23 protein-coding genes are annotated in these 23,088 nt (G+C 60.7%); 13 read left to right on the top strand and 10 right to left on the bottom strand.

Annotation, left to right across the window (positions count from 1 at the left end):
- Positions 1-178 precede the first annotated feature (178 nt).
- A complete protein-coding gene (gloA, locus tag ACP39K_RS02015; protein ID WP_016927543.1) occupies positions 179-706 on the bottom strand; it encodes a lactoylglutathione lyase in 528 nt (175 codons plus the stop codon).
- A 99-nt stretch (positions 707-805) separates the two neighbouring features.
- On the opposite strand from gloA, the gene ACP39K_RS02010 reads away from it, so the two are divergent.
- On the top strand, positions 806-1,660 hold the full coding sequence (locus tag ACP39K_RS02010) for a LysR family transcriptional regulator (protein ID WP_033640155.1): 855 nt from the start codon (positions 806-808) through the stop codon (positions 1,658-1,660).
- Between the two features lie 15 nt (positions 1,661-1,675).
- Here ACP39K_RS02010 and ACP39K_RS02005 read toward each other — a convergent pair whose 3' ends face one another.
- On the bottom strand, positions 1,676-3,982 hold the full coding sequence (locus ACP39K_RS02005) for an FdhF/YdeP family oxidoreductase (protein ID WP_016927545.1): 2,307 nt from the start codon (positions 3,980-3,982) through the stop codon (positions 1,676-1,678).
- A 282-nt stretch (positions 3,983-4,264) separates the two neighbouring features.
- On the opposite strand from ACP39K_RS02005, the gene dacD reads away from it, so the two are divergent.
- Positions 4,265-5,434, top strand: coding sequence for a serine-type D-Ala-D-Ala carboxypeptidase DacD (dacD, locus tag ACP39K_RS02000; protein WP_079449779.1), 1,170 nt, complete (start codon positions 4,265-4,267; stop codon positions 5,432-5,434).
- Positions 5,435-5,499: 65 nt separating this feature from the next.
- Positions 5,500-6,405, top strand: coding sequence for a LysR family transcriptional regulator (locus ACP39K_RS01995; protein WP_016927547.1), 906 nt, complete (start codon positions 5,500-5,502; stop codon positions 6,403-6,405).
- A gap of 88 nt (positions 6,406-6,493) precedes the next feature.
- Here ACP39K_RS01995 and ACP39K_RS01990 read toward each other — a convergent pair whose 3' ends face one another.
- On the bottom strand, positions 6,494-7,042 hold the full coding sequence (locus tag ACP39K_RS01990; protein ID WP_015378018.1) for an inclusion body family protein: 549 nt from the start codon (positions 7,040-7,042) through the stop codon (positions 6,494-6,496).
- Positions 7,043-7,504: 462 nt separating this feature from the next.
- On the bottom strand, positions 7,505-8,689 hold the full coding sequence (locus ACP39K_RS01985) for a CMD domain-containing protein (protein ID WP_497008268.1): 1,185 nt from the start codon (positions 8,687-8,689) through the stop codon (positions 7,505-7,507).
- A gap of 17 nt (positions 8,690-8,706) precedes the next feature.
- On the opposite strand from ACP39K_RS01985, the gene ACP39K_RS01980 reads away from it, so the two are divergent.
- Positions 8,707-8,964: a hypothetical protein gene (locus tag ACP39K_RS01980; RefSeq protein WP_033640157.1), complete on the top strand. Its 258-nt coding sequence runs from the start codon at positions 8,707-8,709 to the stop codon at positions 8,962-8,964.
- Positions 8,965-9,110: 146 nt separating this feature from the next.
- Here ACP39K_RS01980 and sapF read toward each other — a convergent pair whose 3' ends face one another.
- Genes sapF through sapA form a run of 5 tightly spaced genes read right to left on the bottom strand, consistent with a single transcriptional unit; the run spans position 9,111 to position 14,408 of the window.
- A complete protein-coding gene (gene sapF, locus ACP39K_RS01975) occupies positions 9,111-9,923 on the bottom strand; it encodes a putrescine export ABC transporter ATP-binding protein SapF (protein ID WP_004930589.1) in 813 nt (270 codons plus the stop codon).
- A gap of 1 nt (position 9,924) precedes the next feature.
- On the bottom strand, positions 9,925-10,917 hold the full coding sequence (gene sapD / locus ACP39K_RS01970) for a putrescine export ABC transporter ATP-binding protein SapD (RefSeq protein WP_016927551.1): 993 nt from the start codon (positions 10,915-10,917) through the stop codon (positions 9,925-9,927).
- Positions 10,917-11,807: a putrescine export ABC transporter permease SapC gene (sapC, locus tag ACP39K_RS01965; protein ID WP_004930580.1), complete on the bottom strand. Its 891-nt coding sequence runs from the start codon at positions 11,805-11,807 to the stop codon at positions 10,917-10,919. The genes sapD and sapC overlap by 1 nt, the downstream gene beginning before the upstream one ends.
- Positions 11,794-12,759, bottom strand: a complete 966-nt coding sequence (gene sapB / locus ACP39K_RS01960) for a putrescine export ABC transporter permease SapB (protein ID WP_016927552.1) — start codon at positions 12,757-12,759, stop codon at positions 11,794-11,796. The genes sapC and sapB overlap by 14 nt, the downstream gene beginning before the upstream one ends.
- Entirely contained in the window at positions 12,756-14,408 is a 1,653-nt protein-coding gene (gene sapA, locus ACP39K_RS01955; RefSeq protein WP_033640158.1) for an ABC transporter substrate-binding protein SapA, read from the bottom strand. The genes sapB and sapA overlap by 4 nt, the downstream gene beginning before the upstream one ends.
- Positions 14,409-14,612: 204 nt before the next feature.
- Between sapA and folE2 the strand changes: the two genes are divergently transcribed.
- Genes folE2 through zigA form a run of 3 tightly spaced genes read left to right on the top strand, consistent with a single transcriptional unit; the run spans position 14,613 to position 17,287 of the window.
- The gene (gene folE2 / locus ACP39K_RS01950; RefSeq protein ID WP_497008267.1) at positions 14,613-15,539 is read left to right on the top strand and encodes a GTP cyclohydrolase FolE2; all 927 of its coding nucleotides are present in this window, start codon (positions 14,613-14,615) and stop codon (positions 15,537-15,539) included.
- Positions 15,529-16,089: an LbetaH domain-containing protein gene (locus ACP39K_RS01945; RefSeq protein WP_016927555.1), complete on the top strand. Its 561-nt coding sequence runs from the start codon at positions 15,529-15,531 to the stop codon at positions 16,087-16,089. The genes folE2 and ACP39K_RS01945 overlap by 11 nt, the downstream gene beginning before the upstream one ends.
- Before the next feature lie 10 nt (positions 16,090-16,099).
- Complete coding sequence (zigA, locus tag ACP39K_RS01940) at positions 16,100-17,287, top strand: zinc metallochaperone GTPase ZigA (RefSeq protein ID WP_060444709.1); 1,188 nt, start codon at positions 16,100-16,102, stop codon at positions 17,285-17,287.
- Between the two features lie 194 nt (positions 17,288-17,481).
- Here zigA and pspF read toward each other — a convergent pair whose 3' ends face one another.
- Positions 17,482-18,489: a phage shock protein operon transcriptional activator gene (gene pspF, locus ACP39K_RS01935; protein WP_049299379.1), complete on the bottom strand. Its 1,008-nt coding sequence runs from the start codon at positions 18,487-18,489 to the stop codon at positions 17,482-17,484.
- Positions 18,490-18,673: 184 nt separating this feature from the next.
- Here pspF and pspA point away from each other — a divergent pair, with 184 nt between their 5' ends.
- The 6 genes from pspA to ACP39K_RS01905 all read left to right on the top strand — a co-directional run bounded on the left by pspA (position 18,674) and on the right by ACP39K_RS01905 (position 22,786).
- Entirely contained in the window at positions 18,674-19,339 is a 666-nt protein-coding gene (gene pspA, locus ACP39K_RS01930) for a phage shock protein PspA (protein ID WP_004930555.1), read from the top strand.
- Between the two features lie 63 nt (positions 19,340-19,402).
- Positions 19,403-19,630, top strand: coding sequence for an envelope stress response membrane protein PspB (pspB, locus tag ACP39K_RS01925; RefSeq protein WP_004930553.1), 228 nt, complete (start codon positions 19,403-19,405; stop codon positions 19,628-19,630).
- Positions 19,630-19,989 carry an envelope stress response membrane protein PspC gene (pspC, locus tag ACP39K_RS01920; RefSeq protein ID WP_015378011.1) on the top strand — a complete coding sequence of 120 codons (360 nt, stop codon included), beginning with the start codon at positions 19,630-19,632 and terminating at the stop codon, positions 19,987-19,989. The genes pspB and pspC overlap by 1 nt, the downstream gene beginning before the upstream one ends.
- A gap of 94 nt (positions 19,990-20,083) precedes the next feature.
- Entirely contained in the window at positions 20,084-20,350 is a 267-nt protein-coding gene (gene pspD, locus ACP39K_RS01915; RefSeq protein ID WP_173890227.1) for a phage shock protein PspD, read from the top strand.
- Positions 20,331-21,728 (top strand): YcjX family GTP-binding protein, encoded by a 1,398-nt coding sequence (locus tag ACP39K_RS01910; RefSeq protein ID WP_049188991.1) that lies wholly within the window; start codon positions 20,331-20,333, stop codon positions 21,726-21,728. The genes pspD and ACP39K_RS01910 overlap by 20 nt, the downstream gene beginning before the upstream one ends.
- Positions 21,725-22,786: a YcjF family protein gene (locus tag ACP39K_RS01905; protein ID WP_004930545.1), complete on the top strand. Its 1,062-nt coding sequence runs from the start codon at positions 21,725-21,727 to the stop codon at positions 22,784-22,786. The genes ACP39K_RS01910 and ACP39K_RS01905 overlap by 4 nt, the downstream gene beginning before the upstream one ends.
- Positions 22,787-23,088: the final 302 nt, after the last annotated feature.

Raw genomic sequence — 23,088 nt, 5'->3', positions numbered from 1 at the left:
TGAATGGGTTGTGAGTGGCAAGATTTGCGGCTGACAGTTTTACGCGAATCACCCGCTGCGAGCAAGCCTAACGTCACGGAACCCCGCGTTGCCGCGCGATTTTGCGCAAGAATGGTCAATCGAAGGGCGAACGATGAAAAACCCCGGCGCGCAGGCCGGGGTGAAGGGCGTGGGACAATCAGTCCCGCAGCGGCGTCGGCTGCAGGATTTCAATCCAGTAATCGTCCGGATCGCGAATGAACGCCACGTAGTTCATGCGGCCTTCATGCAGGCGTTTCTGGAAGGTGACGCCCAGGCGCTCAAACCGCTCGCAGGCGGCGCGCACGTCCGGCACCGTGACGCACAGGTGGCCAAAGCCGCGCGGCTCGCCGTTGCCGTTGTGGTAATGGAAATCCGCCTGATTTTCGGTGCCGTGGTTATGGGTCAGCTCGAGAATGCCCGGCTGGCTCAGCGCCCAGCGTTTGCGTTCGTCGTCATCCTGCGGGATCTGCTCGCGCGGGCTGCGCGTCAGGTAGCAGATGGTGAAGGCAGCTTCTTTGAACTCTTCCAGATAGACCGGGGTAAAGCCCAGCACGCGCGTATAGAAATCCAACGCTTTGGTCAGGTCTTTCACGCGGATCATGGTGTGGTTGAACACGTAACCGTCGGTTACCGTATCCGGTTGGGCCGCCACGCCGGGCAGCGTCAGTAAGTCATTCAGTGGCATCAGTGATCCTCCTCAGGGTGTCGACAGACTGTAGGTGAAATCGATGCTAATCTAAAGTGATTGTTTTTAACTAAAACACTAACTAAAAGTGAATGATAGATGAAGCTGAGCCAGCTGAAGTTTTTCTGCACCGTGGTGGAACACAAAACCATCGCCGCCGCCGCCCGTGAGCTGCACTGCGTGCCTTCCAACGTTACGCTGCGGCTGCGCGAGCTGGAAGAGTCGCTGGGCGGCGAGCTGTTTTTCCGCGACAAGAACCGGCTGTACGTGAATCCCAAAGGCCGGCTGTTCTACCAGCAGGCGCGCGACATCGTGGCGCAGGCCGAGCGCAGCAAACAGCTGTTCGCCGGCGAGCAACAGCATGGGCTGCTGAACCTCGGGGCGCTGGATTTTTCGCTGGTCAGTCACTTGCCGGCGCGCATCGCCCGGCTGCGCCGTTTACAGCCCCATTTGCACATCAACGTGCTGAGCCGCGACTCGCTGGTGCTGGAACGCATGTTGATCGACAGCGATCTCGATCTGGCGATCACCGACGGCCCGATTGAGCATCCGCTGCTGGCCAGCCAAAAGGCGTTTGACGAACGGCTGGTGCTGCTGATGCCGGCGGATGTCGGGCAACCCGACGCCGCCACGCTGGCGCCGCTGGAATTTTACACGTTCAGCCGCGAGTGCTCGTTCCGGCTGAAGGTCGATCACTGGCTGGCCTCGCGCGGGCTGAAACCGCGCATGACGCTGGAAATGGAATCTTATGCCGCGATGGCAGCCTGCGTGAAGGATGGTTGCGGCGTCGCCTGCGTGCCCGGCTCGTTGCTGCCGCTGATCTTGCCGGCGCCGGGGCTGAAGGTGGTGGAAATGGGCGAGGAGGGCGTGAGCGATCTCTATTTCGTCTGGCGGCGGCATCAGCTGTCCGAGGAATTGCAGACTATCCTGGAAATATTGGCGCGCCCGGCGTGAACCGGGCGCGCGTTTTCAGGCGATGCGCAGCGACGGTTGCTGCTCGCTGCGGCGAATCGCCACCGGGATCGACTTCGACGTCGGGGTGCCGGTGCCGTCGCCGAAGCTGGCCAGCGGCACCAGCGGGTTGGTTTCCGGGTAGTAGGCCGCCAGGTTGCCACGCGGAATGTCGTAACTCACCAGCTTGAATCCATCCACCTTACGCACCACGCCGTCGTTCCACAGGGTTTCTATCTCTACCCGTTCGCCATCCTGCAGGCCCAGCGCCGCCAGATCTTCCGGATGGATGAACAGCACTTCGCGCTGACCGTAAACGCCGCGGTAGCGGTCATCCAGACCATAGATGGTGGTGTTGTACTGATCGTGCGAGCGCAGCGTCTGCAGGGTAAACGGCGCTTGCTCGCCGCCCAACTGCGGGAACAGGGTGGTCGGCAGCGCGGCGTCGCTGAATTCCGCCTTGCCGCTTGGCGTGGCGAAGCGCAGTTCGGCGGCGGCATTGCCCAGGTAGAAGCCGCCGGGTTGCTCGCAGCGCCGGTTGAAATCCTCGAAGCCGGGAATGGTGGCGGCGATGTGATCGCGGATCAGCGAGTAGTCGTCGGCCAATTCCAGCCAGTCCAGCTGTTGCGTACCCAGCACGGCGTCGGCGATGCCGCAGACGATCGCCGTCTCCGAACGTTGAGTGTCCGCCAGTGGTTTGCCGATGCCTTCCGAGGCGTGCACCATGCTGAACGAGTCCTCGACCGTGATGTACTGTGAGCCGCTGGCCTGCATGTCCAGTTCGGTGCGGCCGAGCGTCGGCAGGATCAGCGCGTCTTTGCCGGTCACCAGGTGGCTGCGGTTAAGCTTGGTGCTGATATGCACCGTCAAATCGCAGTTGCGCAGGGCGCGGGCGGTGCGCTCGGTGTCCGGCGCCGCGGCGGCCAGGTTGCCGCCCAGCGCGATCAGCACTTTCACTTCGCCGCGCAGCATCGCTTCGATCGCTTCCACCGTGTTGTGGCCCAGCGCGCGATTGGCGGTGAAGTTAAAGTGGCGTTCCAGGCTGTCGAGCAGCGCCTTCGGCGACTTCTCATCGATCCCCATGGTGCGGTTGCCCTGGACGTTGCTGTGGCCGCGTACCGGGCACAGACCGGCGCCCGGTTTGCCCAGTTGCCCGAACAACAACTGCAGGTTGGTGATTTCACGCACCGTTGCAATAGAGTGCTTATGCTGAGTCACGCCCATCGCCCAGGTGCAGATCACCCGTTCGGCGCCCTGGTAGGTGGCCGCCGCCTGGCGCAATTGCGCTTCGCTCAGGCCCGATTGCGCGGTAATGGTCCGCCATTCAGTGGCGTCCACCTGCGCCAGATAAGCCTCTACGCCGACGCTGTGCCGTTCGATAAACGCCAGGTCAAACAGGGCGGGTTCACCGGCGGCGAGGCGCTGACGGTGGGTTTCCAGCAGGGCTTTCACCATGCCGCGCACCGCCGCCATATCGCCGCCCAGATTCGGCTGGTAATAGGAAGAGCTGATCGGCGAGGATTTTGGCGTCAGCATCTGCACCGGATCCTGCGGATCGGCGAACCTTTCCAGCCCGCGCTCGCGCAGGGTGTTAAAGCTGACGATGCGCGCGCCGCGTCGGGCGGCGTTTTTCAGGCTGTGCAGCATGCGCGGGTGGTTGGTGCCGGGATTTTGACCGAACACGAAGATGGCGTCGGCCTTTTCGAAGTCATCGATGCGGATGGTGCCTTTGCCGACGCCGATGCTCTGCTTCAGCCCAACGCCGCTCGCTTCGTGGCACATATTGGAACAGTCGGGGAAGTTGCTGGTGCCGAGCATGCGGCCAAACAGCTGATAAAGGTACGACGCTTCGTTGCTGGCGCGGCCCGAGGTATACAGCTCGATCTGGTTCGGGTTGTCCATGCCGTTGATGTGTTTGGCGATCAGCGCCAGCGCGTCCGGCCAATGGATAGGCTCATAGTGGTCGGTTTCGGCGTTGTAGCGCATCGGATGGGTGAGGCGCCCTTGATACTCGAGGAAATAGTCGCTCTGCTGCTGCAGGGTGCTGACGCTGTGGGCGGCGAAGAACTCAGGCTCCACGGCGCTGCGCGTCGCTTCCCAACTGACCGCTTTGGCGCCGTTTTCGCAAAAGCTGAAGGTGCTGTGATTGTCGTCGCCCCAGGCGCAACCGGGGCAGTCGAAGCCGCGCGCCTTGTTGACGCGCATCAGGTTGCGCATGTTTTTTAGCGTTTGTTTACTGTCGAGGACAAAGCGGGTGGTGGCTTCAAGCGAACCCCAGCCGCCCGCCGGGCCGGTATAAGGCTTGATTGACGGTTTGAATTTCATGGTGACACTTCGCAGGTGGTTGTAGCTAAAAAGTAAACGCTTTTTTATGCGTTTTGCGTATTTATGTCACAAGTTTAGGAGCGCGGCAGGCGGGCGTCTAATCGAATGGTGCAATGGCGGCATAGAGCATATCTATCGCAGGCGGACGCTGACCTAAACAAATGGTTGCATAAAGACACCCGCTGCAAAAGAGTAATGGTTTCGCCTGAAAGTGAATTCATGCAGTCTATCTCGCGGATTATATTGGCATTTTATTTAGCCTGCGGGCCTGAGGAACACAGCGTGAAGCGTTCAGTATCAGTGGTGATCGGCGGTATGTTACTGCCTTTAGCGGCGCAGGCGGCGGAAACGACGCCCCATTTTCCCACCATGACCCCACCGGCGATAGACGCCGCCTCTTACGTTTTGATGGATTACACCACCGGCCAGGTGCTGGCCGCCGGCAATGCCGACGAGCGGCGCAATCCGGCCAGCCTGACCAAACTGATGACCGGGTTGGTGATCGACCACGCGCTCGACCAGCATAAGATTGGCCTCGACGATGTCGTCACCGTGGGGAAAGACGCCTGGGCGCAGGGCAACCCGGTGTTCAAAGGCTCCTCGCTAATGTTCCTGAAGCCTGGTGACAGGGTCACGGTACGCGATCTCAGCCGCGGCATCATCATCGATTCCGGCAACGACGCCTGCGTGGCGATGGCCGATTATGTGGCGGGCAGCCAGGCCAACTTCGTCAAGCTGATGAACGAGAAGAGCGCGCAGCTGGGCCTGCAGAACACCCATTTCGAAACGGTACACGGGCTGGATGCGCCGGGGCAGTTCACCACCGCCGGCGATCTGGCGGTGATTGCGCGCGCCATCATCATGAGCGAGCCGGCGGAATACCATATGTACAGCGAGAAATCGCTGACCTGGAACGGCATCACGCAGCAGAACCGCAACGGCCTGCTGTGGGACAAGACCCTGCACGTCGACGGCCTGAAAACCGGGCACACCGCCTCGGCCGGCTTCAACATCATCGCCTCCGCCACCGAAGGAGATCGCCGCCTGATCGCCGTGGTGATGGGCGGCAAAAGTTCCAAAGGCCGCGAGGAACAGGCGCGTAAGCTGTTGACGTGGGGGCTGCGCGACTTTACCACGGTGCACCTGTTCAGCGCCGGCCAGAGCCTGGGGGACGAACCGGTCTGGTACGGCGAAAGCCACCGCTTGCCGGTCGGCAGCGCGCAAGAACAGTCGCTCAGCCTGCCGAAAAGCGAGGCGGACAAACTGAAGGCGCAGTACGTGATCAATGCCGCGCGGCTGGAAGCGCCGATCAACAAAGGACAAACCGTTGGCGAGATCCGCATCAGCGATAATGGCCAGGTGGTGAAAACCCTGCCGCTGGTGGCGCTGCAGGCGGTGCCGCAGGGCGGCGTGTTCTCGCGCCTGATGGATTACATGAAGCTGAAGCTCTGACTCACCGGGCGAGCGACGACGCCCGGTGGTATACTGAGCGCGAATGCCGATCATTGAGCCGCGCTATGGATATTAAACAACTGATTTATTTGTGTAATTTAGAACGGGAACGCCACTTCGGTCGAGCGGCGGAGGCCAGCTTCGTCAGCCAGCCGACGCTGTCCATGCGATTGAAAAACCTGGAAAAAGAGCTGGGCGTTTCGCTGATTAACCGCGGCAACCATTTCGGCGGTTTTACTGCCGAAGGCGAGCGGGTGCTGGCGTGGGCGCGTGAGATTGTCTCGGTTTACCAGGGACTGAAGCTGGAGGTGGAGTCGCTCAAGCACGGTTTGCACGGCACGTTGCGCCTTGGCGTGGTGCCGCAGTGCAGCATCTCGGTGGCGGAAATGCTCAAGGCGGTCAGCGAGCGTTATCCGCATCTTGATTACCGGCTGGCGGTGCTGAGCGCCGATCAACTGCTGGAGGCGCTGACGGCGCATACCGTCGACATCGGCATCGGCTTTTTCGAGCTGTCGACGCTGAAGGAACTGCATTTTCAATCGCAACCGCTGGTGGAAACCGGCGTCGAGCTGGTATTTCATCCGCAACACTTCCCTAAGCTGGTGGGCGACACGCCGTTGCCGCTGGAGGCGGTGGCCGCCTTGCCGCTGTGCCTGGCCGAACCGACGCGGTATTTCCGCCGCTATCTCGATCAGCATTTCCGCGACGCCGGGTTGACGCTGCACACGCGGCTCGAGACCGCGTCGATCTTCCAACTGCTGGAGGGGATTTTCGTCGGCCTGGGCTGCGGGCTGTTCCCGCGTGGCCAACTGCAATCGCCGCTGATGCCCGAGCTGCAGCGGCGCCCGGTGGCCATCGGCGCCATGCCGCGTCATGCGGCGGTGGTGGTCGATATGGCGGAGCGCGCTACGCCGTTGGCGCAAAAATTCTTCGATGCCGCCAGCGAGTGGCTGCGTCGGCAAAAGGAATAGAGACGTTTATGTTTATCCGACGTTCCAGCCATGATGATGGCCCCGTGGGGCCATCATCATGTTTGCGCTAACGGCCGATGAAATTATGTTAATTGCTGATGGTAATGGTCGGATCCCAATAGAAATAACCCAGTAATTTCTGATCGCCGCCGTTTGGCCGATAATAAAGGCCAAATTGAATGCAATAGTTTTCCGTACCGGTATTGGTAATGTCTGCCTGTATAAACCAATAGGTTTGGTTGGTGAAGCTGACGGGGAATACGGTATTTTGCGCCGGCATCATCGAGCTGCGGGTGTACATTTTGAAGGTCGGGTTGGAGAAAACCTGGGTGCCGCTGCCGAACTGCGGCAGCCCGTAGATCAGCACGCTGGCGTCGAAATTGGCGGATTCTGAGGTGCCGGTCCAGCGAATGACGTCGCCGACATTGGCCTTAAAGTTCAGGTCCGCCGTGCCGGAGCCGCCGATCACCTGTTCGGAGGTGACGACCATATAGGCGTATTGATGACCAATGCCCGTCGGGTTGCCGGCGTCCTGGCTGGGATTGTTATTCTCGAATGCTTCTATCAGGGCATCGGTATCGATGACGACAATCACGTTAACGATACTGTTGCTGGATTTAAGTTCTTGTTCAGACATAGGGTTACCTCACAATATTTTTTGCTGTGATAGAAAATTGAAAATAATGAGAATAACGGCGAGCTTTTATCTTTGTTGAATATTTAAAATGGGTCATCACAACGCCGCTATCGGCTTAATCATAGAAACTAAATAGCAAGACGACTACTGCTGAAAGGTTAGGGGTTTTAATGAGTCCATCTATTAATTAGCAGGGTTAAAACCTTGTTTTACTGCTTCTGCGATGAGAACGGTTACAGAATTGAGCGATGGCGCAATCTGCCTATTGCTTTGTTTGCAGACATAATTTTGACGAACCCTGTGTTTCGCCGGTGGCAGAATAAAACGAATCATAATCCTGATAAATGAAGTGTGTTTGGATTTTTGCTTTATCAATTTATATTTTGGTGAAGTTTTTCGCCAAAACAGAGAGGGGGGGAGTTAACGGCGAAGAACGTTAGCCGTCAACTCAGTGATGACAGATCACAGCGCCGGTTGTACCGGTTCCGCATCGCCCAACGTTTGGCGCAGGCGATTTTCCCAAGCGTAGAGCGCGGCGGTGAGGATCACTTCCAGCGCCTGCGCCTGATTCAGGCCGCTGTTGAACAACGGCTGCACGCTCTGCGGGGTAAATTTCTCCGGTGCGCGCGTCAGCTCGGCGGCGGTGTGGATCACCGCGCGTTTGACGGCATCCTCGGTAAATGCCAGCCCCTGAGGCAGCCCGGCGAACAGCGCCTGGGCCAGTCCGTCGTCCTGGAGCTCTTGCGTCACCGTGGCCGCGCAATAATGGCTGCCGTTGATGCGCGAAACCGCCAGCGTCGCCAGCGCCTTCAGGCGGCTCGATAACCCATATCCTTCGGCATTGATGCCGTTGAACACCCCGTTACGCTCGCGCAATGCGGCGGCATCGTGCGCCAACAGCAGATAATAAGATTCGGCGCGCGCCTGCGGGTGACTCTGATCCAGCACGTCAAGCTGTTCGGCGGCGGCGGCTTCCGTGTCGATCGGCGGCAGACGCGCGGTCCAGCTTAACTCTTCGGCACTGAAAGCGACGCCAACGGCGTCTTCGACGTTAGGGAAGCCGGGCACCACCGCCGCCGGCCGGCCGGCCAACGCCGCGACGCCCGCGACCACGCGCGCTTGATAGCTGACAAAACCGATGATTTGCGAAAAGGTGACGATATCCGCCGGGCTCAGCCCGACGTCGGCGAGCTGTTGCAGCGCCTTGCGGCAAATCAGCGTGGGTTGGCTGGCAAGCTGGCGGGCATATTGGGTGATCTGAGCGAGGCGGATATTGCTTTCCCGGGAGGCGTCCGGGCTGTGCAGCGGGGCGAGGCGGGCGGCATAGTGGCTACAAAGCGACTGCACGCCCGTCACCTGAGCGACGGTCAACGCGGTGCTGAGGCGATCATATGGTGACATTGTCACGTATCGTGATAATGGCACCTGATCGGGAAACAGCGCGTGGTAGCCGGCCAATGAGGCGTTGAACACCCCGGCGCGAGCGCTGAGCGCATTGTTTAAGGCTTCATCGGCGAAGGCGCCCAGCCCCAGCAGAAAGCGATCGCGAAGGGTGGCCGCCTGAGGCTCCAGCGGCGCATCGCCCCGCACGCTGCTTTGGGTTTCGTGATACCACTGGGCATTATGTTGTCGACGGAGTCGTTCCATAGGGTCAATCCTTAATCATGATCAACAGCCAACGCGGCGTACGGCAGCGGCGGCTGGACAAAGAGGCAACATGCCCCCAGGCGGGGCGAAAGGCGGATTTAGCGCAGCTCATCGCAGCACAGCGCGTGGCCATAAACAGAGAAACCGGCGGCCAGGGTGAGCAGAAGCTGCGTGAGGCGGCGATGGCGAAGGCTGTTCATCAGTGCGATATCCTGTCGTATGAGAGACTCAACGTAGGGGATATCCTCACCGATCGCCCTGGCGAGATAAAATAATGTTACGGACTAATCAATAACTGAAAGGAATAAAATATAAGGATATATAACAAGAATGTAATTTGCATGTGCGTTTTCTTGCTAAGCGGCAGGCGCGTACCGCAATAAAAAACCCGCCGTAGCGGGTTTGTAGGTGAAGGCGTGACTCAGAAGCGGCCGCCGTCGCGCCGCCAGGCATCGGCGGTCAGCGCCTCGCCGAAGTGGCTGGCGATAAGACGCTTGGTCAATTCGTGCAGCGGCGCCGCCAACACCTCGGCGGTGCTGCCGCGTTCGACGATTTCCCCTTCATGCATCACCAGCACCTGGTCGCTGATATGCTTCATCATGCCGAGATGTTGGGTGACATAAATATAGGAAATACCGTGTTTTTCCTGCAGCTCCAGCATCAGGTTGATGATTTGCGAGCGCATCGACATGTCCAGCGAGGCCAGCGCCTCATCGGCGACGATCACCTTCGGCTGCAGGATCAGCGCACGCGCCAGCGCGACGCGCTGTTTTTGCCCGGAGGCCAGCATGTGCGGATAGTAGTAGGCGTGATCCGGCAGCATGCCGACCTGGCGCAGCGTCTGGTTGATGCGCTGCTCGCGCTCGGCGGGTTCCAGATCGGTGTTCAGCCGCAGCGGCGCATCCAGCAACTGGCCGATGCGTTGGCGCGGATTGAGCGAGGTGCTCGGATCCTGAAAAATCATGCGAATGCGCTGGCTGCGGTAGCGATAGTCGCCGAATTCCAGCGGATGATCGTCGATCAACAGTTCGCCGGCGGTCGGCTCCACCATGCCGGAGAGCATCTTCGCCAGCGTGGATTTGCCGGAGCCGTTCTCGCCGATCACCGCCAGCGTCTGGCCTTCGCGCAGGGTAAAGCTGACCGATTTCACCGCCTCGACGTGCTGGCGGCGGAACAGCCCGGTGCGATAGCGGTAGGTTTTGCTCAGGTTGCGCACTTCCAACAGCGTTTCCATGTTATTGCTCCTCCATGTTCAGCGGGAAGTGGCAGGCGAAGAAGTGGTTTTTGACCGGGCGCAGGCGCGGCGTTTCGATGCACTTCTTCTGTGCGTAAGGGCAGCGCGGCCCCAGGCGGCAGCCGATCGGCAGGTGTTCCAGCGAAGGAATGGCGCCCGGCAGCGTGTTTAAACGGCTCTTGTGCGGCAGCGAGCGGCCGAAGTCCGGCATGGCGCGGATCAGCGCCTGGGTGTAAGGGTGGTGCGGCGCCGCCAGCAGTTCTTCGCACTGGGCGCTTTCCACCGTTTGCCCGCAGTACAAGACGTTCACCCGATCGGCCCACTTGCTCATCATCTGCAGGTCGTGGCTGATCAGCAGAATGGTGGTGTTGTTGTTCTGGTTGAGGCGCGCCAACAGGCGGAAAATCTGCGCCTGCGTGGTCGGTTCCATGGCGTTGGTCGGCTCATCGGCGATCAGCAGGCGCGGTTGGTTGGCCAGCGCGATGGCGATCATCACTTTCTGGCACTCGCCTTCCGTCAGCTCGTACGGGAAGCTGCCCATGATGTCGTCATGATCCTTGATGCCGACGCGGTGCAGCAACTCGATGGCGCGGCGTTTGCGCCAGTTGAAGCGCTGCCACCAGTGGCCCTTGTAGGTCCAGCCTGGGATGGCCTGCGCCAGCTGGCGGCCGATGCTCTCGGAAGGGTCGAGACAGGACTGCGGCTCCTGGAAGATCATTGAGACGTTGTGGCCCACCAGCTTGCGCCGCTCGCGCGGGCTCAGCTGCAGCAGATCGATGTCGTCGAAGCGGAAACGATCGGCGGTGACGCGCCAGTTGTCTTTGGTCACGCCGCAAATGGCTTTGGCGATCAGACTCTTGCCGGAGCCCGATTCGCCCACCAGGCCGCGCACCTCGCCCTCGGTCAGCGTCATGCTGACGCGATCGACCGCCTTGACCGGCCCTTCGGCGGTCATAAATTCAATCGTCAGATTGCGGATATCGAGTAACGGCATTATTCCACCCCGGCATTGATTGCGCGGCGCATACCGTCGCCCAACAGGTTAACCAGCAGCACGCTGACGAGGATGGCCGCGCCGGGCAGCATCACCGTCCAGGGCGCGACGTACACCAGCTCGAGCGAATCGCCGAGCATCGCTCCCCATTCAGGAGAAGGCAACTGCGCGCCGAGATCGAGGAAGCCGAGCGCGGCGATATCCAAAATAGCCATCGACAGCGCGCGGGTGAATTCGGTCACCAGCACCGCCGCGATGTTCGGCATGACCGCATACCACAGGATCTGCAGCGTGGAAGCGCCGTCAAGCCGCGCCGCCACCACGTACTCTTTCTCCAGTTCATCGTGCACCGCGCTGTAGATGGTGCGCACCATGCGCGGCAGCAGAGCCAGCCACACCGCCAGCATGGCGTGTTCCAGTTTGGGGCCGATAAACGCCACCACCACGATCGCCAGCAGCAGCGACGGAATCGACAGCAGGGTATCGAGAATGTGGTTAAGCACCGCCGAGCGCAGCCCGTGGGTGACGCCGGCGAACACGCCGAGGATCACCCCGCAGAATGCCGCGGCCAGCGTCACCGCCAGCGCGGAACCGAAGGTGGCGGCGGTGCCGGTCAACAGGCGGCTGAGGATGTCGCGCCCGAGATCGTCGGTGCCGAGAAAGAACGACACGTTGCCGTAGCGCGACCAGGACGGCGGCAGCAGTTGATAGCCGAGGAACTGCTGATCCAGCGCATAGGGCGCCAGCAGGCTGCCGAACAGCGACAGCAGCAGCAGGGCGATCACGCCGTAAAAACCGATCATCGCCAGCGCATCGCCGTAGAAAATCCGCCAGGTGTAGCGCAGCGGACTCGGCATCTTTTTCTCGCGGTATACGTTATCGAAGGGCATACCATTCCTTATGTTTCAGCGGGTTGGTTGCCGCACCCAGAATGTCGGCCAGAACGTTAATGGTGATCACCAGCGTGCCGACCACCATCACGCCGGCGGAGATCGCCGCATAGTCCTGCTGGCGAATGGCGTTGATCAGCCACCGGCCGAGGCCCGGCCAGCTGAATACCACTTCGGTGATCATCGCCAGCGTAAGCATGGTGGAGAACTGCAGCCCCAGTTTGGGCACGATCGGCGGCAGCGCGTTGTGCAACACGTGGCGACGGATGATGGTGAAGCGCGACAGGCCGCGGGTGGCGGCGGCCTTGATGTAGTTTTGGCTCAGCACGTCGTCGGTGCTGATGCGCATCAGCCGCACCACTTCGGTGGTGGGCGCCACCGCCAGCGCGGCGATCGGCAGGATCATGTGGCGCAGCGCGCTGCCGATCATCTCGGCGCGGTACGGCGAGTCCGACAGCCAGGCGTCGATCAGCGCGAAACCGGTGATGGGTTTCACCTGATACAGCAGATCGAAACGGCCGGAAACCGGCAGCCAGCCCAGATGCAACGAGAAGAACAGCATCAGCAGCAGCGCCAGCCAAAACACCGGCATCGAGAAGCCCAGCAGCGCGAAGGTGCTGATGGCGGTGTCCTGCCACTTGCCGCGCAGCACGCCGGCGATGATGCCCAGCGGAATGCCGATGAACAGCGCCATAGCGAAGGCCAGCAGGCACAGTTCCATGGTAGCCGGGAACACTTCGCGCAGCTGTTCGCTGATCGCTTGGCCGTTGATGCTGGAGACGCCGAAGTCCCAGTGCAGCAGGCTGACGAAGTAGAACTGATAGGCGTCCAGCAGGGCGGCGCCGTTCAGCGGCGCGCGCGGCGTGAAATAGCTCAGGCTGAAGCTGACCAGCGTCAGGAAGAACAGCGTGATCAGCAGCAGCAGAATGCGGCGCAGGGTAAAGATAATCACTTTTTCACCTCCGGCGCGGATTCACGGTACACCCCGGCGAACGAGGCGTTGCCGAACGGGCTCAGCACCAATCCCTTGATGTCGTAACGATAGGCCTGCAGGCGCAGGGAAGACGCCAGCGGCAGCACCGGCAATTGCTGCTCGAGGATTTTCTGCGCCTTGCGGTAGTTGTCGATGCGCTGAGACAGCTGCTGCGACAGCAGCGCGTTCTGCAGCACTTCGTCAAAGCCCGGATCACACCAGTGAGCATAGTTGGTTTGCGAACGGATTGCCGCGCAGCTCAGCAGCGGCCGGAAGAAGCTGTCCGGATCGTTGCTGTCGGTGGCCCAGCCGGTCAGGGTCAGATCGTGGTTCATCTCCATCAGGCGCGCTTCCTGGAAACGGCCCTCCACCGGCACGATGGTGACGTTGATGCCCACCTGGCCGAGATCGGCCTGGATCAGTTCGGCGGTTTTCAGCGGGCTCGGGTTGTAAGACTGCGAGGCGGTCGGCACCCACAGCTTCAGGTTCAGCTGGCTGACGCCGGCCTGCCGCAGCATCTCGCGCGATTTGGCCGGATCGTATTCGGTGACGTGCGCGTCGTTGTCGTAGGCCCAGGAGGCGCGCGGCAGGATCGAGGCGGCGGTTTCCGCCGTGCCGTAATAGATCGACTGCATCAACCGCTGGTTGTTGATCGCCAGCGAGATCGCCTGGCGCACGTTGAGGTTGTCGAGCGGCGGTTTGCGGGTGTTGAACGCCAGATAGGCGATGTTCATCCCCGGGCGCAGCGTCAGGCGCAGGCGCGGATCGTCGCGCAGAATCGACAGCTGGCTGGCCGCCGGATAGGCCAGTACGTCGCACTCGCCGGTCAGCAGCTTGGAGAGGCGGCCCGTGCCGCCGGCGCCCAGATCGATCACCACCTGCGGCATGCGCGGCAGGCCCTTCCAGTAGGCGGCGTTGCGCGCCAGGCGAATATATTGCCCCGAGCGGTATTCGTTGAGCAGGAACGGGCCGCTGCCGACCGGCTCGCGATCGATCAGCTCCTGATGGCCTTCGCGCGTCAGCGCGTCGGCGTATTCGGCGGACAACACCGGCGCATAATGAGTCGCCAGGTGCCACAGGAACGAGGCGTCGGGCGACTGCAGGCGAATTTCCACCGTGTAGTCGTCGAGCTTTCTCACGCTCTGCACCGAGTCGCCGAACTGCAGGCTGTCGAAATAGGGGTATTCACCGCCGTTCACGTCGTGATACGGATGTTTCTGATCGAATACGCGGGCAAAGCTGAACACCACGTCGTCGGCATTCATCTTGCGGGTGGGCGTGAACCATGCGGTGGTCTGGAACGGCACGTCCTTGCGCAAATGGAAGCGGTAGGTGGCGCCGTTATCCAGCACTTCCCAGCTTTGCGCCAGCTCGGGGATCAGGCGATAGGTGTAGGGATCGACGTCCAGCAGGCGATCGTACAGCTGGGCGGCCAGGGTATCCACCGTCAGGCCGCTGCTGGCCATTTGCGGGTTGAAGGTATTCAGTATGCCGCTGACGCAATAGACAAAGCCGCTCTGGCGAATGTCCGGCAGCGGCGCCGCGGCGGCGGGCGCGGGCGGTGTTGTCGCGGCCAGGGCAGAGCCCGTCAGGCACAACGACAGTATCCAAAAGGGTAAACCACGCATAGAGGCTCATGGGTTAATCAGCAATAGCGTTAGTGTATCGCACTCTGACCGGCAGCCCAATCCATTGAGCAAAATCGCTGAGTTTTCTGCGACTTGATTAATCAGGCCGTTCAGCGGCAAGAAAAAAGTTTTTTATGTTATGTTATAATATAACAAAAACATGTTACCGTTCCCCGGCAAAGTCACAACAACGCAAGGGGATGTATGAACGAAGTTGCACTTCCACCACGCCGTTCGCTGCCGGACGCTCAGGCAGGGCGCGGCGAAATGAGTGATGTCGGGCTCGATTGGGTCGGGATGCAAGGGATCGCGCTGCCGCTGGAGCTGGCCGGCAAGCCATTGATGGCGAAGGTCGACGCCGGTATCAACCTGCGCGCCGAGGCGGCGGGGGAACGCGGCATTCACATGTCGCGGCTGTATCTGGCGCTGGACGAATTGACGCAGGGAGAGCTGACGCCGCAGCGCATCGGTCGGACGCTGCAGGCTTTTCTGGATTCGCAGCCGGAACACAGCGATCGCGCCAGCCTGACGCTCAGCGGCGAGCTGTTGCTGTCACGCCCGGCGCTGCTGTCGCCGCAGCGCGGCTGGAAAGCCTATCCGCTGCGCATCGAGGCCACCCTGGCAGGCACGCTGACGCTGGCGTTGACCGTCGGCGTGCCTTATTCCTCTACCTGCCCGAGTTCGGCGGCGCTCAGCCGCCAGCTGGCGCAGCAACAGTTTCAGTTTGATTTTGAACAGGCGGCGGAGCGCGTCAGCCAGCGACAGGTGAGCGAGTGGCTGCTGGAGCAAGGGATGCCGGCCACCCCCCACAGCCAGCGCAGCTGGGCCTGGATCACCGTAACGCCCGAGAATGAAAAGGCGTTCGAACCGGTGAAACTGATTGACCGCATCGAACACGCATTGGGCACGCCGGTGCAAACGCTGGTGAAACGCCGCGACGAGCAGGCCTTCGCGCTGGCCAACGGTCAGAACCTGATGTTTTGCGAGGACGCGGCGCGGCGTCTGTATCGCATGCTGCGCAGCCAGTGCGACTACCGCGCCTTCTCGCTGCGCGTCGAGCATCAGGAGAGTTTGCATGCCCACAATGCGGTGGCGAAGCTGAGCTGGCGGGGAGAACACCATGCTGCGTAAAAATCCCAGCGGCCATCTGCCGCAGGTTTCGCCGCTGGCCTACATCGATCCCACCGCCATTATTTGCGGCCGGGTGATCGTCGAAGATTTCGTCTACGTCGGCCCGTATGCGGTGATCCGCGCCGACGAGTTGAACGCAACCGGCGACATGGAGCCGATCGTCATCGGCTCGCACTCCAATATTCAGGACGGCGTGGTGATCCATTCCAAGAGCGGGGCGGCGGTCACCATCGGCCGTTACAGCTCGATCGCCCACCGCGCCATCGTGCACGGCCCGTGTCGCATCGACGATCGGGTGTTTATCGGTTTCAACAGCGTGCTGTTCAACTGCCACGTTCAGTCCGGCTGCGTGGTGCGCTACAACGCGGTGGTGGACGGCGTGACGCTGCCGGAAAACCGCTATATTCCCTCGACCGAGCGCGTGGGGCCGGACAGCGATTTGTCGCGTTATCGCCAGGTCGATCGCGGCGCGCTGCAGTTTTCGGAAGAAGTGGCCGCCACCAACGTCGAACTGGTGCGCGGTTATCAGGCATTACGCAATGAATTTTAATGAGGTTTCCATGAAACAACTTCCCGTGACCGTGCTTTCCGGCTTTCTCGGCGCCGGCAAGACCACGGTGCTGAACCATATCCTGAACAACCGGCAGGGCATGCGCGTGGCGGTGATTGTCAACGACATGAGCGAAGTGAACATTGACGCCGCGCTGGTAGAGAATGAAGTGCATCTCGATCGCCAGGAAGAGAAGCTGGTGGAGATGAGCAACGGGTGCATCTGCTGCACGCTGCGCGAAGATCTGCTGGTGTCGGTGCGCGAACTGGCGCAGGAGGGGCGTTTCGATTACCTGTTGATCGAATCGAGCGGCATCTCGGAGCCGCTGCCGGTGGCGGAAACCTTTACCTTTGAGGATGAAGCGGGCGAAAGCCTGTCCCAATTCGCCCGGCTGGATACGCTGGTGACGGTGGTCGACGGGGTGAATTTCATTCAGCAATACCAACAGGCGCAAAGCCTGCAGGAGGCCGGCCAAAGCCTGGGCGAGGACGATCTGCGCAGCGTGGCGGACCTGTTGATTGAGCAAATTGAATTTTGCGACGTGATCCTGGTCAGCAAGACCGATCTGTTGACGCCAACGCAGCAGGGCGAAGTGATGGCGCTGCTGGCCAGCCTGAATCCCGACGCCCGCATTGTGCCGATCGCGCCGGGCAAACTGCCGCTGGGGGCGGTGCTGAATACCGGCAGCTTCAGCTTTGAAAAGGCGCAGCAGGCGCCCGGCTGGCTGAAAGAGCTGCGCGGCGAACACGTGCCGGAAACGGAAAGCTACGGCATCAGCAGTTTTGTCTATCAAGCGCGGCGGCCGTTTGCGCCGGACAAGTTCTACCGTGTGATCAACGGCGACTGGGGCGGCGGCAAGCTGCTGCGTTCGAAAGGCTTCTTCTGGCTGGCGACGCGTCCGCGACAGGCCGGACAGTGGAGCCAGGCCGGCGGCATCGCCCATTACGGCCTGGCGGGCACCTTTTGGCGCGCTATCCCGCAAGATAATTGGCCGCAGGATCCGGAAACGCGGGCGCATATTCAGGAGAAATGGGTGGAGCCGTTCGGCGACATGCGCCAGGAGTTGGTGTTTATCGGCCAGCACTTGCAACAGGCGGCGATCGTGCGTTTGCTGGATGACTGCCTGCTGAGCGACGATGAAATGGCCGCCGGCGTGGACTATTGGCTGGATATGGCGGACCCGTTCCCTGAGTGGTAATTGCGCAATCTTCGTGTGGTAATGAGAAAAATTCTCAACAAAGTGCTTTACAGACGATACTGATAACTATTATCATCGCCTGGCAGTTCACGGAAGGCCGCGGTTTGCGGCTCTGATGTGGAAGGCACGACATTGCTCACATTGCTTCCAGTGTTTTTTAAGCCAGCTCGGGTGCTGGCTTTTTTTTTTGCCCGCTATTCCTCGTCCGCTTCGCCGTTTTGCAGCAGCGCATGTTTTTTCAGCATGCCGCGTAGCTGATGGTAGGTGAGCCCCAGCAGCTGCGCCGCCTTGCGCTGATTGAACCGGCCTTGCTGCAGCGCCGCTTCGAGAAGCGCCTTCTCCTGCTCGAGCTGCCAGTGTTTCAAATCCAACGGCAGCGGCGGCAACGCGGCGGCGTCTTCAGGAATGGGCGCGACCGGCGTGGCCTCGCGCGGCGCAAACGGGTTGATGACGATCTCATCCAGCGGGCTGTCGCTGTCGCCGTGACGATAGACCGAACGTTCCACCACGTTTTTCAGTTCGCGCACGTTGCCCGGCCAGCCATATTCGAGCAACGTCTGCCTGGCGCGTTCGGTAAAGCCGGGAAACAGCGGCAGCCCTAGCTCGCGGCACATTTGGATGGCGAAGTGCTCGGCCAGCAACATGATATCGGGCCGGCGTTGGCGCAGCGGCGGCAGCTGCACCACGTCGAACGCCAGCCGATCCAGCAGATCGGCGCGAAACTTGCCCGCCGCCGCCAGCGCCGGCAGATCGTCGTTGGTGGCGCACACCAACCGCACATCCACCCGCAGCGGCTGGCTGCCGCCCACGCGTTCCAGCTGGCCGTATTCGATCACCCGCAGCAATTTCTCCTGCACCAGCATCGGCGCGGTCGCCAGCTCATCGAGGAACAGCGTGCCGCCGTCGGCGCGCTCGAAGCGGCCCAGATGACGTTTCTGCGCGCCGGTAAAGGCGCCGGCCTCGTGGCCGAACAGCTCGGAGTCCAGCAGGTTTTCATTCAGCGCCGCGCAGTTGAGCGAGATGAACGGCCCTTGCCAACGGTTTGAGAGGTAGTGCAGACGATGGGCGATCAGCTCTTTGCCGGTGCCGCGCTCGCCGATCACCAGCACCGGTTTGTTCAGCTTTGCCACCTGGGAGACTTGCTCCAATACGTCGACAAAGGCGTTTGCTTCGCCCAACAAATTTTCTGGCTGTTCGTTCATGATGAAATTCGCCAATGTTTGGTGAAAATAATCACTCTACAGCAAGCGCGCAGAGAGTCAAAAATAAAGAGTTGTTGTTTTTCAATAATATAAAAGTTGGCACGGGTTTTGATTATCTCTTTGGGCAAGCTGTACGACTTAACGCGGCGCTTCAGACGCCATCATAACCAAGAGGAAGTGAATTATGGGTATTTTTTCTCGTTTTGCCGACATCGTGAACGCCAACATCAACACCCTGCTGGACAAGGCGGAAGATCCGCAGAAGCTGGTGCGGTTGATGATCCAAGAGATGGAAGACACGCTGGTTGAAGTCCGTTCTACGTCGGCGCGCGCGCTGGCGGAGAAAAAGCAGTTGCTGCGTCGCATCGAGCAGGGCGAAAGCCAGGTAAGCGACTGGCAGGAAAAAGCCGAACTGGCGCTGCGCAAAGATAAAGAAGACTTGGCCCGCGCGGCGCTGATCGAAAAACAAAAGGTTGCCGACCTGATCGCCACGCTGACGCAGGAAGTGGCGACCGTAGAAGAAACGCTGGCGCGCATGAAGAGCGAAATCGGCGAGCTGGAAAACAAGCTGACCGAAACCCGCGCGCGGCAGCAGGCGCTGGCGCTGCGTCATCAGGCCGCCTCTTCTTCCCGTGAAGTACGTCGCCAGCTCGACAGCGGTAAGCTGGACGAGGCGATGGCGCGTTTCGAACAGTTCGAACGCCGCATCGACCACATGGAAGCCGAAGCGGAAAGCATCAGCATCGGTAAAAAGAAGTCGCTGGACCAGGAGTTTGCCGAGCTGAAAGCCGACGACGCCATCAGTGAGCAGCTGGCGGCGCTGAAAGCCAAGATGAACCGCTCAGAGTAAGGCGAACCGCGGCCACACACCGGAGGTGGCCGCCAATCCAGGACCCGATAAGAAGGAATAACAATGAGTGCTTTATTACTTGCCATTCCGCTGACAATTTTCGTGCTGTTTGTCGCGCCGATTTGGCTTTGGCTGCATTACAGCAATCGGCAACAGACCGGCATCCAGCTGAGTCAGCAAGAAATGCAGCGCCTGGCGCAGCTGGCGGAAGACGCCAAACGCATGCGTGAACGCATTCAGGCGCTGGAAGAGATCCTTGATGCGGAACACCCGAACTGGAGACAGTCCTGATGAGTAATACGCTGGGCAGTAAAAAGCTTTATCGCGTACCCGAAGAAGGCATGGTGAAAGGCGTCTGCGCCGGTTTGGCCCACTATTTCGACGTGCCGGTGCGCCTGATCCGCGTGATGGTGGTGCTGTCGCTGTTCTTTGGGCTGTTCTTCTTCACGCTGGTGGCCTATATCGCGCTAGTGTTCGTGTTGGACGAGGCGCCGGCCAGCCGCTTCGAAGGCGAGCATCAGAAGACGCCGCGCCAGCTGCTCGATCAGCTGGAGTATGAGCTGGGCAGCGGCGAGCAGCAGCTGCGTCAGGTCGAGCGCTACGTGACGTCCGATACCTTCGGCGTACAGAGCCGTTTCCGCAAGCTGTAACCCTTCTTGCGATACCCGGCCTGCGCAGGCCGGGCATCTTCGCCGCCGTTATCCCGTGAATAACCTTAATCATCTAGTGCCGGAGGGCATTGTCATGAATAAAATCGATGTCGCAAACACCGCCAGAACGGGTGGATTTAAATCAGGAGCGGCGGCAATGTTGAAGACATTGGCTAAAGTCATCATCATAGCGTTATTGAACTATGGCCCGGCGGGCGCTGCCGGCTGGCTGTTGAAAACCGTCGGCCGCAAACCGGTGCGCTTCGTGCTGGCGCTGGTGCTGGAACCGCTGTTCCGTAAAGGCCTGAACAAGGCTTTCGGGCGTTACGTCAAGGAGAGCAATGAAACGACTGCAAAATGAGTTAACCTCGCTGGTCAACCGCGGAATGGATCGCCATCTGCGCCTGGCGGTGACCGGCCTGAGCCGCAGCGGCAAAACCGCCTTTATCACCGCTTTCGTTAACCAACTGCTGCATGTGCACAGCGGCGCGCGCATGCCGTTGTTTTCACCGGTGCGCGAAGAACGCCTGTTGGGCGTTAAACGCATCCCGCAGCGCGATCTCGGCATCCAGCGTTTCACCTATGACGAAGGGCTGGCGCAGCTGTACGGCACGCCGCCGGCCTGGCCGACGCCGACGCGCGGCGTCAGCGAAATTCGTCTGGCGTTGCGCTACCGCTCCAACGACTCGCTGCTGCGCCACTTTAAAGACACCTCCACGCTGTACCTGGAAATCGTCGATTATCCCGGCGAATGGTTGCTGGATCTGCCGATGCTCGAACAGGATTACCTGGCCTGGTCGCGCCAGATGACCGGGCTGCTGCAGGGCGAACGCGCCGAATGGGCTAAGCCCTGGCTTGAGCTGTGCAAAACCTGCGATCCGCTGGCGCCGGCCGATGAAAACCGCCTGGCGGCGATCGCCCAGGCCTACACCGATTATCTGCTGCGCTGCAAAAGCGAAGGGCTGCACTTCATTCAGCCAGGGCGTTTCGTGCTGCCGGGCGACATGGCCGGCGCGCCGGCGCTGCAGTTTTTCCCGTGGCCCGACGTGGCCGCGATCGGCGAGTCGAAGCTGGCGCAGGCCGACAAACACACTAACATCGGCATGTTGCGCGCTCGCTTCAATTACTACTGCCAGTCGATCGTCAAGAACTTCTACAAAGAGCATTTCGTCCGTTTCGATCGGCAAATCGTGCTGGTCGACTGCCTGCAGCCGCTCAACAGCGGCCCGCAGGCGTTCAACGACATGCGTCTGGCGTTGACCCAACTGATGCAGAGCTTCCATTACGGCAAGCGCACGCTGTTTCGCCGCTTGTTCTCGCCGACCATCGACAAACTGATGTTCGCCGCCACCAAGGCGGACCATATCACCGCCGATCAGCACGCCAATCTGGTGTCCTTGCTGCAACAGCTGGTGCAAGAGGCGTGGCAGAACGCGGCGTTCGAGGGCATCAGCATGGATTGCGTCGGCCTGGCCTCGGTGCAGGCGACCGAGAGCGGCATCGTCGATCATCAGGGGCAGCGCATTCCGGCATTGAAGGGCAACCGCCTGAGCGACGGCGCGCCGCTGACGGTGTTCCCCGGCGAAGTGCCCGCCCGTCTGCCGGGGCCGGCGTTCTGGCAGAGCCAGGGGTTCCACTTCGATGAGTTTCGTCCGCGCGCCATGAGCGTGGACAGCCCGTTGCCGCACATCCGTCTGGATGCGGTGATGGAGTTTTTATTGGGAGACAAATTGCGATGAGCGAGCCGATCAAACCGCGTATCGATTTTGACGAGCCGCTGCAGCCGCCGCAGGAGCCGGCGTTGCGCGCCGGCGTCGCTTTCGATGCCGAACAGGCGGAAAGCTTTTTCCCGGCGGCGCCGGAGCTGCAGCAGGAAGAGGAAGAAGGGCGCGCCGAAGGCATCATCAACGCCGCGCTGAAACCTAAACGCAGCCTGTGGCGCAAAATGGTCACCGCTGGCCTGGCGCTGTTCGGCGTCAGCGTGGTGGCGCAGGGCGTGCAGTGGGTGCATACCGCCTGGGTGCAGCAGGACTGGATCGCCATGGGCGGCGGCGTGGCCGGCGGCCTGATCGTGTTCGCCGGCGTCGGTTCGGTGGTCACCGAGTGGCGGCGTTTGTATCGGCTGCGCCAGCGCGCGGAAGAGCGCGACGTGGCGCGCGAGCTGTTGCACAGCCACGGGCTGGGGCAAGGGCGCGAATTCTGCGAGAAGCTGGCGCGCCAGGCCGGTCTGGATCAGGGGCATCCGGCGCTGCAGCGCTGGCAGGCGTCGCTGCATGAAACGCAAAACGATCGTGAAGTGGTGGAGCTGTACGCCAAACTGGTGCAGCCGGTGCTCGACAACCAGGCGCGGCGCGAAATCAGCCGCTCCGCCGCCGAGTCGACGCTGATGATCGCCGTCAGCCCGTTGGCGCTGGTGGATATGGCGTTTATTGCCTGGCGCAACATCCGTTTGATTAACCGCATCGCCGCGCTGTACGGCATCGAGTTGGGCTACTTCAGCCGCATTCGTCTGTTCCGGCTGGTGCTGCTCAACATCGCCTTCGCCGGCGCCTCCGAACTGGTGCGCGAAGTGGGCATGGACTGGATGTCGCAGGATCTGGCAGCGCGGCTGTCGGCGCGCGCGGCGCAGGGCATTGGCGCCGGGTTGTTGACCGCGCGGTTGGGCATCAAGGCGATGGAACTGTGCCGCCCGCTGCCGTGGCTGGAAGGGGAAAAACCGAAGCTTGGCGATTTCCGCAGCCAGCTGATCGGCCAGTTGAAAGATACGCTGAAAAAGAGCGACGGCAAGGCCAAATAACCCCGCGACGGCGCTCTCAGGAGCGCCGTTTTCTCAACGGCGCCGACGCCGGACGTAATCGAGACTTGACGACAGTCGATCCCCCTGTGATTGCGTGATAAATCTCTGCAAAATTAATTCTGGTTGTGATAACTCTCTGTTTGTAGGCTAAAATGACGCCGATGCTGTTATCCGCTTGCGTTTAAAATCAGCAACCACGGCAATAAATCAGAGTTCTGTCAACTTTTGCTGACAGATCGCTTCTACCGCCCGGTGCGAGGGAGTATCATCATCGTCAACGATCCCCGCACCTGCAGAGATAA

It is taken from the genome of Serratia sp. EC4, assembly GCF_059652115.1.
Note: the sequence above shows the minus strand (reverse complement) of the source record. Positions and strands in the feature narration are given on the sequence as shown.